Source organism: Pseudomonas sp. Seg1, from assembly GCF_018326005.1.
Classification (GTDB): Bacteria; Pseudomonadota; Gammaproteobacteria; order Pseudomonadales; family Pseudomonadaceae; genus Aquipseudomonas.
This window is the reverse complement of the sequence record NZ_AP021903.1, coordinates 534,796-548,474: the sequence shown is the minus strand read 5'-3', so window position 1 is coordinate 548,474 and position 13,679 is coordinate 534,796. Positions and strand designations below refer to the sequence as shown.

The following is a 13,679-nucleotide window of genomic DNA, read 5'->3' as shown; positions in this document are numbered from 1 at the left end:
GCTGCCATGGCCAAGATGCAATCGAAACTGCGCGACACTTTGCAGCGAATTTCCGGTTCGGCCACTCAACTGGCTTCTGCCGCTGAAGAACTGAACAGTGTCACCGACGAAAGCGCGCGGGGCCTGACTCAGCAGAACAACGAAATTGAACAGGCGGCGACTGCGGTCAACGAGATGACCAGTGCTGTGGAAGAAGTCGCACGCAACGCAGTGAGCACTTCGGAAGCGTCGAAGAACGCCACCACCTCGGCCGGCGACGGTCGTGATCTGGTTCAGGAAACCGTCAGCGCCATCGAACGGATGAGCGCCGACGTGCAGAGCACTGCATCGTTGATCGGCGATCTGGCCAATGAATCTCGCGACATCGGCAAGGTGCTGGACGTGATCCGTGGTCTGGCTGACCAGACCAACCTGCTGGCGTTGAACGCAGCTATTGAAGCGGCCCGTGCCGGTGAGGCCGGCCGTGGTTTTGCGGTGGTGGCTGACGAGGTTCGTGCACTGGCGCACCGCACTCAGCAATCGACCAGCGAAATCGAGCGCATGATCGGCAGCATTCAGAGCGGCACCGAACACGCGGTGGATTCGATGCGTAACAGCACCGAGCGCGCCGAGTCGACGCTGAACATTGCCCGTGGTGCCGGGATGTCGCTGGACACCATCAACACTGCCATCGTCGAAATCAACGAGCGCAACCTGGTGATCGCCAGCGCCGCCGAAGAACAGGCACAAGTGGCGCGGGAAGTGGACCGTAACCTGGTGAACATCCGAGACCTGTCGGTGCAATCGGCGACCGGCGCGAATCAGACCAGTGCGGCGAGCAACGAGCTGTCGCGGTTGGCGCTGGACCTGAACAATATGGTTGGGCGGTTTAGCCTTTAAACCTGCCTCCTCTGCTGTCGATCGTTCCCATGCTCTGCGTGGGAATGCAGCCCGGGACGCTCCGCGTCCCAAGCGGACGCAGAGCGTCCATTGAGGCGTTCCCACGCAGAGCGTGGGAACGATCAACAGCCCCAGCGCAAAAACCTTTTTGACAGCATCACATTTCAACAGGTTAGAATCGCTGGCACGCAGACTGCATGGTCAGTTTGTGCCCGTCTTTACGCTTCTGGAGTACTGCCTTTGAATGCGACGACCATCAACAGCCTGTTCTTGATCGGCGCGTTGCTGGTAGGCGCAAGCATTCTTGTCAGCTCTCTGTCTTCCCGTCTCGGCATTCCGATTCTGGTCATCATTCTTGCGGTCGGCATGGCGGCCGGGGTTGATGGCGGCGGGATCATTTTCGATAACTACCCGACGGCCTATCTGGTCGGCAACCTCGCCCTGGCGGTGATCCTCCTCGACGGCGGTTTGCGCACGCGGGTGTCGAGTTTCCGCGTGGCGCTATGGCCGGCGTTGTCGCTGGCCACGGTCGGGGTGCTGATTACCACCGGGCTGACCGGCATGGCGGCGGCGTGGCTGTTCGACCTGAACCTGATTCAGGGCTTGTTGATCGGCGCCATCGTCGGCTCGACCGACGCCGCAGCGGTGTTCTCGCTGCTCGGTGGCAAAGGCCTGAACGAACGGGTGACCGCCAGCCTGGAAATCGAATCCGGCAGCAATGACCCGATGGCGGTGTTTCTCACCGTGACCCTGATCGACATGCTCGCCAGCGGCCAGACCGGCCTGCACTGGAGCCTGCTGACCCACCTGATCCGCGAGTTCGGCATCGGTGGCGTGATCGGTCTGGGCGGTGGCTGGCTGATGCTGCAACTGGTCAACCGGATCAACCTCGCCGCCGGCCTGTATCCGATCCTGGTGATCGCGGGTGGTCTGGTGGTGTTCGCCCTGACCAACGCCTTGCACGGCAGTGGCTTCCTTGCGGTTTATCTGTGTGGTCTGGTGATCGGCAACCGTCCGGTGCGCAGTCGCCACGGCATCCTGCACATGCTCGACGGCATGGCGTGGCTGGCGCAGATCGGCATGTTCCTGGTGTTGGGACTGTTGGTCACGCCGCATGATTTGCTGCCGATCGCCCTGCCTGCCCTGGGTCTGGCACTGTGGATGATTCTGTTCGCGCGACCACTGTCGGTAGTCGTCGGCCTACTGCCGTTCAAGGCCTTTCATGGCCGCGAGAAAGCCTTTATTTCCTGGGTCGGCCTGCGCGGCGCCGTACCGATCATTCTGGCGGTGTTCCCGCTGATGGCCGGTCTGCCGAACGCGCAACTGTACTTCAACCTCGCCTTCTTCATCGTGCTGGTGTCGCTGCTGGTACAGGGCACGAGCCTGCCGTGGGTGGCCAAACTGCTCAAGGTGACTGTACCGCCCGAGCCTGCGCCCATTTCCCGTTCAGCGCTGGAAGTTCACGTCACCAGCGAATGGGAGCTGTTCGTGTACAAGCTCGGAGCGGAGAAATGGTGCATCGGTTCGCCCCTGCGTGAGCTGAAAATGCCCGAAGGCACCCGTATCGCTGCCCTGTTTCGTGGCCAGCAATTGCTCCATCCGTCGGGTAGTACGGTGCTGGAAGTCGATGATTTGCTGTGTGTTATCGGCCATGAACACAACTTGCCGGCTCTCGGAAAACTGTTCAGCCAGGCGCCGCAACGTGGCCTCGATCTGCGTTTCTTCGGCGACTTTGTGCTCGAAGGAGACGCCCAGCTTAAAGCGGTTGCAGCGCTTTACGGATTGCCGGCCGACGGCATCGATCCGGACATGACCCTGGGCGCCTTCATCGCGCAGAAAGTCGGCGGTGCGCCAATCGTCGGTGACCAGGTGGAGTGGAACAACACTCACTGGACGGTTGCGGTCATGGACGGGAACAAGATCGGCAAAGTGGGCGTCAGATTCCCCGAAGGAAGTCGCCCGGGCCCCGGGCTCTTCCTCTAAACTGCGTCCACTCTCACTTGCTTGACCGGTCTCTATGCCTATCCTGCGTTCCTTTTTCGCCGCGGCCCTGCTGGGCCTGAGTCTTACTGTCGGCCCGCTGTACGCCGCCGAACCACCGTCCAGCGACGCCGTGCAGGCCAGTCTGGACAAGCTTGCCGACAGCAAACTGCCGGATGCTGATAAAAAGCCCCTGCAAGCCGTTTTGCAGAACACGCTCAATCAGCTCAACAACCGGCGTGATTACGAGCAGAAACTCAGCGATCTGAAGCAGCAATTGGCGACCGCGCCAAAGCAGACCATCGAGAACAATCGCGAACTGACGCGGCTCAAGGCGAACGCGGTAGTGCCTGTGGCCCAGCGCTTTCCCAAAGAGTCGATCACGCAGCTGGAGCAGATCCTTACCGATCGCTCGACCCAGCAAAGCGATCTGCAAAAAGCCCTGGCCGACGCCAACAGTCTGATCATTACCGCGCAGACCCGGCCCGAGCGCGCCCAGGCGGAAATTTCCGCCAGCCAGACGCGCATCCAGCAAATCAACAACATCCTCAAGTCCGGCAAGGACGCGGGCAAGACCGTCAGCGCCGAGCAGCGAGACCTGCTGAACGCCGAGCTGGCCGCGCTGAACGCACTGATTCCGCTGCGCCGCCAGGAACTGGCCGGCAACAACCAGTTGCAGGATCTGGGCAACAGCCTGCATGACTTGCTCTCGGAGAAGTCCGACCGCCTCGACCGCGAGATCCAGGAGCTGCAAACGCTGATCAACCAGAAGCGTCTGGCGCAGTCTCAGGAAACCGTCACCCAGCAATCGATCGAAGCGCAAAAGGCCGGCAGCAGCAGCCTGCTTGCCATCGAAAGTACGGCCAACCTCAAGTTGTCGGACTATCTGCTCAAAAGCACCGACCGCCTCAACGAAGTCACTCAGCAGAATCTGCAGACCAAGCAGCAGCTCGACAGCTTGACCCAAAGCGATTCGGCCCTCGACGAGCAGATCAACGTGCTCAAGGGCAGCCTGCTGCTGTCGAAGATTCTTTATAAGCAGAAACAGGCCCTGCCGCGCCTCAAGGTCGACCGCGATCTGGCGGATCAGATCGCCGACATTCGCCTGTGGCAATTCGACGTCAGCCAGCAACGTGAACAACTGAGCAATCCGGCGGCCTATGTCGACAACCTGCTGTCCACCCAGCCACCGGAACAAGTCACACCGCAACTGCGCAAGAGCCTGCTCGAGCTGGCCAGCACCCGTGCTGACTTGCTGGAGCGTCTGAATCGCGAACTGAGCGCGATGCTCAATGAATCGATCACCCTGCAACTGAATCAGAAGCAGCTGCTGAGCACTGCGCAGAGCCTGCGTGCGACCCTCGACGAACAGATGTTCTGGATCCCCAGCAACAAGCCGCTGGACATCGAGTGGATGCGTGGCGTGCCGGAACGCCTGAAACGTCAGGTCGACACCCTGCCGCTGGCCTCAAGCCTGAGCGAGCTGACTGACGGCCTGACTCAGCGCCCGTTGCTGTTCCTGCCGCTGGCTCTGCTGATCGGTGCGCTGTTGTGGCGCCGCAAGGCTCTATATGCGCGGTTGAACAAGGTTCACCAGGACATCGGCCACTTCAAGCGTGACAGCCAGTGGCACACGCCGCAGGCCATTCTGATCAATATTCTGCTGGCCATGCCGGTGGCGCTCGGTCTGGCCTTGTGCGGTCTGGCCTTGCAGATCGACGCCCGTGGGCAGAACGCCAACATGGGCGCGGCGCTGCTGCAAATGGGTCAGGCGTGGCTGGTGTTCTACACCGCCTACCGGATTCTTGCGCCGGGCGGCGTGGCCGAACTGCACTTCCGTTGGGAGAAGCCGCAAGTCGAATTCCTGCAAGGCTGGATCCGTCGACTCGGGCTGGTGGTCATGGCGCTGGTCACCGTGGTGGCGGTGGCCGAACTGCAACCGGCGGCGCTGGCAGACGACGTGCTCGGCATGCCGGTCGTGCTGACCTGCTACGCCTTGATGGCGTGGTTGCTCAGCCGCCTGCTGATCAGCAGCCCGGCCCACGAAAACGCTTCGCTGTTCCGTAAAGTGGTGGGCGTGATGTTCACCCTGCTGCCTATCGCCCTGTTCGTCGCGGTCTGCTTCGGTTACTACTACACCGCGCTGAAACTCAGCGACCGTCTGATCAATACCCTTTACCTGCTGATGTTCTGGCTGGTGATCGAAGCCACCTTCGTCCGTGGTCTGAGCGTCGCCGCACGACGCCTGGCCTACCAGCGAGCCCTGGCCAAACGCCAAGCGGCAAGAGAAGCAGGCGACGGCGAGGCGGTGATCGAAGAGCCGACGCTGGATATCGAAAAGGTCAACGAACAGTCCCTGCGCCTGATCCGTCTGGCCCTGCTCGGCGGCTTCATCGCGGCGCTGTACTGGGTATGGTCGGACCTGATCTCGGTGTTCTCGTACCTCGATAACATCACCCTCTACGAATACACCAGCGGCACCGGCGCCAACATGAGCATGGTGCCGATCAGCATCGGCGACATGCTCGGTGCATTGATCATCATCGGCATCACCTTCGCCCTGGCGCGCAACTTGCCGGGCCTGCTTGAAGTGTTTGTGCTGTCGAAGCTCAATCTGGCTCAGGGCAGCGCCTACGCGACCACGACGCTATTGTCGTACGTGATCGCCGGCGTCGGTTTCGTCTCGACCCTGTCGACCCTCGGCGTCAGCTGGGACAAGTTGCAATGGCTGGTGGCGGCGTTGTCGGTGGGTCTCGGCTTCGGTATGCAGGAGATCTTCGCCAACTTCATTTCCGGCATCATGATCCTCTTCGAACGTCCGGTGCGGATCGGCGACACCATCACCATCGGCAACCTGTCGGGTACGGTGAGCAAGATCCGCATCCGCGCCACGACCATCACCGACTTTGACCGCAAAGACATCATTGTCCCGAACAAGACGTTCATCACCGGACAACTGATCAACTGGTCGCTGACCGACACCATCACCCGTGTGACGCTGAAACTCGGTGTCGATTACGGCTCCGATCTGGATCTGGTCAAGGAACTGCTGCTCAAGGCTGCCCGGGAAAATCCGCGCGTGCTCAAGGAACCCGAGCCGCACGTGTACTTCCTCAACTTCGGCGAAAGCACCCTCGACCACGAACTGCGCATGCACGTGCGTGACCTCGGCGACCGTAACCCGGTGATCGATGAAGTGAACCGCTTCATCAACCGCGAGTTCAAGAAGCAGCACATCAACATCTCGTTCCGCCAGATGGAGGTTTACCTGAAGAACCTGCATGGCCAGGAATACAAGTTGGTGCCCATCGAGCCGGAAGCCAAAACCATCGTCGCAGTGCCCGACGAGCAGAAGCCGCTGCAAGAACCACCGCCGGCCAAACTCGACTAACCGGTCTATTCCCAGCAGAATGCTCGGACATTCTGCTGGAGCCGGCCCTTGAAAGCCCTCGACGAACTGACCTTCGACAATCGCTTCGCCCGCCTCGGTGATGCGTTCTCCGCCCACGTGCTGCCCGAGCCGATCGACAATCCGCGCCTGGTCGTCGCCAGCCCGGCGGCCCTGGCCTTGCTGGATCTCGATCCGGCGACCGCCGAAACCCAGGAGTTTGCCGAGCTGTTTGGCGGCCACAAACTGTGGGCCGATGCCGAGCCGCGGGCGATGGTCTATTCCGGACACCAGTTCGGCGGCTATACGCCGCAACTGGGCGACGGACGTGGTCTGTTGCTGGGCGAGGTCTACAACCAGGCCGGCGAGCACTGGGACTTGCACCTCAAGGGCGCCGGGCAAACGCCGTTTTCGCGCATGGGCGACGGCCGTGCGGTGCTGCGTTCGTCGATCCGCGAATTCCTTGCCTCTGAAGCGCTGCATGCGCTGAACATTCCTTCGTCGCGTGCGGCTTGTGTGATCGGCTCCGACACGCCGGTCTGGCGGGAAAAGCAGGAACGTGCGGCGATGGTGCTGCGTCTGGCGCCGAGCCATATCCGCTTCGGCCACTTCGAATACTTCTACTACACCAAGCGTCCCGAGCAGCAAAAGCAGCTCGGCGAACACGTATTGGCGATGCACTATCCGCAATGCCTGGAGCAGCCGGAACCGTATCTGGCGATGTTCCGCGAGATCGTCGAGCGCAACGCCGAACTGATCGCCAAATGGCAGGCTTATGGTTTCTGCCACGGCGTGATGAACACCGACAACATGTCGATCCTCGGCATCACTTTCGACTTCGGCCCGTTCGCCTTCCTTGATGACTTCGACGCCAACTTCATCTGCAACCATTCGGATGATCAGGGTCGCTACTCGTTCAGCAATCAGGTGCCGGTCGGCCAGTGGAACCTCAGCGCCCTCGCGCAGGCGCTGACGCCGTTCATCAGCGTCGAAGCATTGCGCGAAACCCTCGGCCTGTACTTGCCGCTGTTCCAGGCGCATTACCTCGACCTGATGCGTCGTCGCTTCGGTTTCACCAGCGCCGAAGAGGACGACCAGACACTGCTGGAAAACCTCCTGCAACTGATGCAGAACAGCGGCGTCGACTACACGCTGTTTTTCCGCCGCCTCGGAGAGGACTCAGCAGAACAAGCCGTCGCCCTTTTGCGTGACGACTTCGTCGACATCAAAGGTTTCGATGCCTGGGGCGAGCGCTACGTGGCGCGGGTTGCCCGTGATGGCGCGGCTGATCAAACGCAACGTCGCGCGCGGATGCATGCGGTCAATCCGCTGTACATCCTGCGCAATTATCTGGCGCAAAAAGCCATTGATGCGGCTGAACAGGGCGACTACTCGGAGGTTCGCCGCCTGCACGCGGTGCTGAGCAAACCTTTCGAGGAGCAGCCGGGGATGGAAAGCTACGCCGAGCGGCCGCCGGAATGGGGCAAGCATCTGGAGATCAGTTGTTCGTCGTGAGGCAAGCGATGTGACACTGCCGGGCATTCTGGCTTCATAGAACACCGCCGCGTACGGGACAACGCGGCACTACAGGACAAGGACGTTGCAGTGCTCGGCTATCTTTTCGTTGGCATCACGCTGTTTCAAACGCTTTCAATGCTTATGTATGTCGGCGGCATCTGGGCATGTCAGTTCAGACTCAACGCACTGCGCCGCGACGAACCTGCGCGGTGCGCGACGATCGAAGAGCACCGGCTGCTCGCCCTCTATTACCCCAAGGAAACATTCGAGCGCGATGTTCACCTGATCAGCGGCGCCTATCGAAAAACCGGCACCATGAAAGACTGGTCCGGCATGGACCGCATCGCTGAATTCCCGGTATTCCTGCCTGCACTGGCCCTGCCGTTTCTGAACAAGGAAGGCAACAACGAGGCCGAAATCATCTGCGGCAAAAAGCGCGCTTATGTGATCCGCCTGAATGATGGCTATCACATCGAGGCGTTCGCCCAGCGTGTCGAAACCGACGCGCGGGCTGACGTTCAATGGACGTTCGGCATCCCGGGCCCATGTATCGGCGACGAAGAGACACTGATCCTGGGACAGCGCCCTGCCCGCAAGAAAGAGCGTAGACGCCTCGCGTATGAAATGAACACGCACATGCCCTGTCTGCGGCGCTTTTGGGGGTCCTGTGCGGTCGTGGCAAGCGTGCTGCTGTTCTGGGCGATGGCATTTGAGTGGCTGACAGCCAAGGAATGGTTTGTCCCCTTCTTCTTCGTGACCCTTGCGGGCTTCCTGCCCATGACGCTGGAGAAGCATCAGCCACGCAGCGTGGTCAATCGGATTCAAGGCGTTTATCGCCGGGTTCCTGAGGAGGGAATGACCATCGGTAAAAAACGTGTGTCCGTCGAACCACCGGTCCGGCTGCAGATTGAAAATCACATCAAGGAAGGCCAGACCGTTATTGCTTATATCGAGGTCGATGCGCAGAGAGGCTGGTATGACTGGCTGCTCAAGATCGAAGGTCTGCCCGACGCCTATGCCGACTGGCGGTATCAAGAACATGAGGTCTGGCTCGGCAACGCGGTGATGATGGGGCTGTTCGCGACTTCCTGGCTGGTGGCGCACTTGTGCTACCCCGACGCGGATCGCAGCAACGCGCAGGCGTGGGTGGAATATGTCAGCGGTGGATTGTGCGTCGCCTACGGCGCCAATCTGGCCAGGCGTCTGTGGGAGCGCCGGCCTGTATCGAACGGCGTGGGCGCCTCCTGATGGGCCAGTCAGAGTTCGAAATGCTCGCGGTTTTCGTCATCGTGGCGCTGCTCACCGGGCCGGCGGTGGTGGTTCTCTGGAAACTCGTGGCCCTGTCCTGGTCGACTCGCCGGTTCATCGCCAAGGCGCAACCCCTTCGCCAATTGAACGACGCGGAACGAGCCGCGCTGGCGTTCATGGACAGTCGGGCGATCGGCTTCCTTCACCTGGTGGGGACGACCATTCTGCCCTTCCGTGAGCTGGAAACCGCGCAGGGCAAAGCCGCTGGGGTCTATCAGTTACGCGGGCCGTTGAAGATTTCCGGATATGGTTCGCAATGGGGCGGGGAAGTGCATTACGCGATTCAAAACGTCGAGGTGTTCATGGCAGTGGATCAACTGACGGATTTCACCCGCGAACAGAACATCGTCGAGGTGGTGTTCTGCAAGAACGTCGGCATCGTGCTGAGCTGCAACGATGGCTACTCGCTGGTCGATGCCAGCGCTGCGTGGAAGCAGCGCATCTTTGAGCCCGGAACACAATAGCGCTCGCGAGGCCGCACCATCAGTCAGCTACGCAGTTTGCGCCTCGGCAGCAGGTCGCTCGCCCTGTTTGAACAGGACGAAATCGCGCTCTTCGCTGTCCGTGGCGGCGCTCTTGAGGAGGAAGCCGATTACTAACCCACCGCCAAACAACACGCCCGTGAACCCGGAGAACGGCGGCTCGGCGAAGAACATGAAATAGAGTGTCGCAAGCATGCTGATCAGGAAGTACGGCCCCAGAATCAGCAACGCCAGCTTGCCAATGCGGGTGGCTGTCTGCAATTTTTTGTCCAGCACCTGACGGTCGGCCTCTTCGAGCAACAGATCCGAACTGCACTGATAACAGTTGATGGGCTGCAACCGAACCAGCTCGAAGGCCTGGTGATACGTCGGCTTGAGCGTGTAGCTGCAATGCCCGCAGCTCATGCTCGCGTCTTTGTAAGGCGTGGAATCGGTAGGCGCAGCGGCCTCTTGGGTGGTGCTCATGACAGTTAATTCCCTTTAGATGAAAGCGCGGCTGAACAAGCCGCGCGACATGCTAGCAGAGTGCAACTGCCCTGGCGTTGGATGGCTCTGCAACGCCCTTCAGATAAATACATCTACCGGTAGCTCAAAGAAGGTAATGCCCTAAAGATCAATTCCTTGATAATCACGACTTTGCCCTCAGAACAGTCTTACAGACTTCCTGTCCGAGAACCCATCATGACCGACCCACTGCTTATCCCCTGCCCCTCCTGCAACGGCCTCAATCGCATTCCCGCCGAGCGCCTTGCTGACCAACCAAAATGCGGCCGCTGCAAATCCGCAGTGCTGCTGAACAAGCCGTTCGAACTCAAGCAAGGCGATTACGCCAGCCAGATCAAGGGCGATCTGCCGCTATTGGTGGATGTGTGGGCGGACTGGTGCGGGCCGTGCAAGTCGTTTGCACCGGTGTTCGAGCAGGCGGCTGCGCAGTTGGCGGGCAAGTGCCGACTGGCCAAGCTCGATAGTGAGGCGAATCAGCAGTTGTCGGCGCAGTTGGGGATTCGCTCGATTCCGAGTTTGATTCTGTTCAAGAACGGCCGGGAAGTGGCGCGGCAGAGTGGCGCGTTTCCGCTGCCGCAACTGATGGCGTGGCTGCGCAGCCAGGGTATCTGATACACCATAAATCCAATTGTAGGAGTGAGCCTGCTCGCGATGGCGCCCGGCCAGTCAACTCAGGTGTTGACTGACAGTACGCCATCGCGAGCAGGCTCACTCCTACAGGGGATCTGTGTAACTCAGGGATCAGTGATCTTCGAGCAAATTGTGCAGCTCGACGAACTGCTGGGTCAGCTTGTGCCGTGGGTCAAGGTGGATCAGCGGAATGCTGGCCTGATGCGACTCACGCATGCGCACCGAGCTGGTCAGATACACCGGCAACACCGGTAAACCCTCGGCAATCAACTCATCCAGAATCTGCTGCGGCAGGCTGGCCCGTGCCTGGAACTGGTTGACCACAATGCCTTCAACTTCCAGACCTTCATTGTGGTCTTCCTTCAATTCTTCGATTTCGGCCATCAAGCCGTACAAGGCCTGACGGGAAAAGCTGTCGCAATCGAAGGGGATCAGCACACGATCGGCAGCAATCAGCGCCGATACCGCGTAAAAATTCAAGGCTGGCGGCGTATCGAGGTAAATACGGTCGTATTCGCCATCGAGCTCATCGAGCAACTTACGCAGTTTGTTGATCTTGTGCTTGGCCTCAAGCTTGGGCTGCAAGTCAGCGAGTTCGGCGGTGGCGGTGATGATGTGGAGGTTATCGAACGGAGTTTCGTAGATATCGGCCTGATTTTTCTTCGAGAACGGCCCGGAAGACAGGGTCTGCTTGAAAAAGTCGGCAATGCCCATCGGGATATCGTTGCCGGTGAGCCCGGTCAGATATTGAGTGGAGTTGGCCTGGGCATCGAGGTCCACCAACAGCGTGCGATAACCCTCGCTCGCGCTGACCGCCGCCAGATTGCAGGCAATGCTGGATTTGCCTACGCCACCTTTCTGATTGAACACCACGCGCCGCATGACCAAACCTCCGTGTATCAAAGAATGACCGAGTGTAGATGCGCGCGACCTCGCTTCGCTACCTTCACGGACACGGACTACAGGGTCAGGTGCAAATATCCCCGTGGAGACCAGTAAAAACCGTCATGAATCGCCGAGATTCCCGACAGACAAGCCGCTCGCAACCTGGATAATGGCCAAGTGACAGTTCTGCCGCGAACCAGTCGGTACATTTCGCTGCACAAAATGTAACCAGCATTTGCTACACACTCGTCGCACCGGGATAATGCGCGCCACCCGGCGCCAAGCGCTATGTCAGGCCCGCTGCGGCTTTGGCGACTCAATGCGTCAATACTAAGCCCGCAGGGGCGGGATAAATGTCCGTGATCAACTTCAACATCGCCCAATGGCGCGCGTGGGCCCCGGGGCTCGACAGCGTGGACGCCTGGCAGGCCTGGAGCCGACAGCCGGTCGTGCTCCAGAGCAGTGATGCCGCGCCCGATGTGTCGTTTTTGCCGGCCATGCAACGGCGTCGCCTCAGCCGACTGGCCCGGATGGCGTTCAGTGTGGGCTGGCCACTGGCAGACGGACGGGAAAACCTGCCGCTGGTGTTTGTCTCGCGGCACGGCGAAACCCCGCGCACCTACGACATTCTCAGTGATCTGGCCAGGGACGAACCGCTGTCGCCAACCCAGTTCAGCCTCTCGGTGCACAACGCAATCATTGGCCTGTGGTCGATCATGCGCGGCGAAACCGCCGAAATGACCGCCCTCGCCGCTGCGGGCGACGGCCTCGAACACGGCATGCTCGAAGCCGCCGCCCTGCTCAATGAGGGCGCTGCGGCGGTACTGCTGATCATCACCGAAGAACAACCGCCCGAAGCCTATTCGAAGTGGATCGACGACGTGCCGTTTCCTTATGCGCTGGGTCTGCTGCTGACCCCCGGTACCGACTGGCGGCTGACCTTGAACAGCACCACCGAAGCACTGTCCAAAGCGCACTGGCCCCACGCGCTCAATCTGCTGCGCACCCTGCTCGGCCAGCAAACCCTTTGCCAACATGCCTGGAAAAATCGTGTATGGACCTGGCAACGCAGCCCGTGATCGCGAAGCACCGCGACGCCTACTACTGGCGTCTGCTGGCCACCGCTGCAAGCTTCGCCCTGTTCGGGCTCGGCGGGCTGTGCCTGCGTTTAGTGGTTTTCCCGCTGCTCGGCTGTCTGCCGGGTGATGCCATCAAACACCGCCAGCGCGCCCGGCAAACGGTCAGTCGGCTGTTCTGGTTTTTCGTGCGTTTCATGGCCCGCACCGGCGTGCTCACCTACGACATTCAGGGCGCCGAGCGCCTCGGTCGTCCAGGGCAGATGATCATTGCCAACCACCCCTCGCTGATCGACGTGGTGTTTCTGATCGGACTGGTGCGCAACGCCAATTGCGTAGTGAAGAAAAGCCTGTGGGAAAACCCCTTCACCCGTGGCCCGCTGCGCAGCACCGAATACATCAGCAACGACGGCAGCATGGACATGCTCGATGCCGCCGCCGAGTCGCTGCAAAACGGCCAGACCCTGATCATTTTCCCCGAAGGCACGCGTACTCAGCCGGGGCAGGCACCGGCCTTTCATCGGGGGGCCGCAGCGATTGCCCTGCGAGGTGCGAAAATCCTCACGCCGGTGATCATCAAGGTCAGCCCGACCACGCTGACCAAAGCCGAGCCGTGGTATCGGATTCCCAATCGCCGCGTGCACTTCAGTTTTCGGGTCGGGGCCGATATAGACCCACAGACATTTGCCGCGCAAGGGCCAGCTCCGCAAGCCTCGCGCAAGCTCAACGATTATTTGCACTCTTACTTTATTAAGGAGCTCGCCGAAGATGAGCGATCTGCACCGTGAAATAAAAGGCCTGATCATCGACGCCCTCGGCCTCGAAGACATCAGCGTCGACGACATCGGCGACGACCAGACGCTGTTCGGTGAAGGCTTGGGCCTGGATTCCGTCGACGCGCTGGAACTGGGTCTGGCGATCCAGAAAAAATACGGCATCAAAATCGACGCCGATGCCAAAGACACCCGCAACCATTTCACCAACGTGGCCAGCCTTGCGGCGTTCGTCACGGCAAAACAGGCAGCTTGA

General features: G+C 60.3%; 12 protein-coding genes. 10 read left to right on the top strand and 2 right to left on the bottom strand.

Annotation, left to right across the window (positions count from 1 at the left end):
- The first annotated feature begins 6 nt into the window (after positions 1-6).
- The 6 genes from KI231_RS30250 to KI231_RS02360 all read left to right on the top strand — a co-directional run bounded on the left by KI231_RS30250 (position 7) and on the right by KI231_RS02360 (position 9,537).
- Positions 7-879 (top strand): methyl-accepting chemotaxis protein, encoded by an 873-nt coding sequence (locus KI231_RS30250; protein WP_371042268.1) that lies wholly within the window; start codon positions 7-9, stop codon positions 877-879.
- Positions 880-1,119: 240 nt separating this feature from the next.
- Entirely contained in the window at positions 1,120-2,862 is a 1,743-nt protein-coding gene (locus KI231_RS02380; RefSeq protein ID WP_103305400.1) for a potassium/proton antiporter, read from the top strand.
- Positions 2,863-2,896: 34 nt separating this feature from the next.
- Positions 2,897-6,250 carry a mechanosensitive channel MscK gene (mscK, locus tag KI231_RS02375; RefSeq protein ID WP_213027328.1) on the top strand — a complete coding sequence of 1,118 codons (3,354 nt, stop codon included), beginning with the start codon at positions 2,897-2,899 and terminating at the stop codon, positions 6,248-6,250.
- 48 nt (positions 6,251-6,298) lie between these two features.
- Positions 6,299-7,762, top strand: a complete 1,464-nt coding sequence (gene selO / locus KI231_RS02370; RefSeq protein WP_103305402.1) for a protein adenylyltransferase SelO — start codon at positions 6,299-6,301, stop codon at positions 7,760-7,762.
- Positions 7,763-7,852: 90 nt separating this feature from the next.
- The gene (locus KI231_RS02365) at positions 7,853-9,013 is read left to right on the top strand and encodes a hypothetical protein (RefSeq protein ID WP_213027327.1); all 1,161 of its coding nucleotides are present in this window, start codon (positions 7,853-7,855) and stop codon (positions 9,011-9,013) included.
- Positions 9,013-9,537 (top strand): hypothetical protein, encoded by a 525-nt coding sequence (locus KI231_RS02360; RefSeq protein ID WP_213027326.1) that lies wholly within the window; start codon positions 9,013-9,015, stop codon positions 9,535-9,537. The genes KI231_RS02365 and KI231_RS02360 overlap by 1 nt, the downstream gene beginning before the upstream one ends.
- Before the next feature lie 27 nt (positions 9,538-9,564).
- On the opposite strand, the gene KI231_RS02355 is transcribed toward KI231_RS02360, so the two are convergent.
- Positions 9,565-10,020, bottom strand: a complete 456-nt coding sequence (locus KI231_RS02355) for a hypothetical protein (RefSeq protein ID WP_103305405.1) — start codon at positions 10,018-10,020, stop codon at positions 9,565-9,567.
- A 216-nt stretch (positions 10,021-10,236) separates the two neighbouring features.
- On the opposite strand from KI231_RS02355, the gene trxC reads away from it, so the two are divergent.
- Positions 10,237-10,671 (top strand): thioredoxin TrxC, encoded by a 435-nt coding sequence (trxC, locus tag KI231_RS02350; protein ID WP_213027325.1) that lies wholly within the window; start codon positions 10,237-10,239, stop codon positions 10,669-10,671.
- 129 nt (positions 10,672-10,800) lie between these two features.
- Here the strand turns inward: trxC and KI231_RS02345 are convergent, their stop codons facing one another.
- Positions 10,801-11,571, bottom strand: coding sequence for a ParA family protein (locus KI231_RS02345; RefSeq protein ID WP_103305409.1), 771 nt, complete (start codon positions 11,569-11,571; stop codon positions 10,801-10,803).
- Positions 11,572-11,927: 356 nt separating this feature from the next.
- Between KI231_RS02345 and KI231_RS02340 the strand changes: the two genes are divergently transcribed.
- Genes KI231_RS02340 through KI231_RS02330 form a run of 3 tightly spaced genes read left to right on the top strand, consistent with a single transcriptional unit; the run spans position 11,928 to position 13,679 of the window.
- Positions 11,928-12,653: a beta-ketoacyl synthase chain length factor gene (locus tag KI231_RS02340; RefSeq protein ID WP_213027324.1), complete on the top strand. Its 726-nt coding sequence runs from the start codon at positions 11,928-11,930 to the stop codon at positions 12,651-12,653.
- Positions 12,629-13,438, top strand: a complete 810-nt coding sequence (locus tag KI231_RS02335) for a lysophospholipid acyltransferase family protein (protein ID WP_103305411.1) — start codon at positions 12,629-12,631, stop codon at positions 13,436-13,438. The genes KI231_RS02340 and KI231_RS02335 overlap by 25 nt, the downstream gene beginning before the upstream one ends.
- Positions 13,419-13,679 carry a phosphopantetheine-binding protein gene (locus KI231_RS02330; RefSeq protein ID WP_103305412.1) on the top strand — a complete coding sequence of 87 codons (261 nt, stop codon included), beginning with the start codon at positions 13,419-13,421 and terminating at the stop codon, positions 13,677-13,679. The genes KI231_RS02335 and KI231_RS02330 overlap by 20 nt, the downstream gene beginning before the upstream one ends.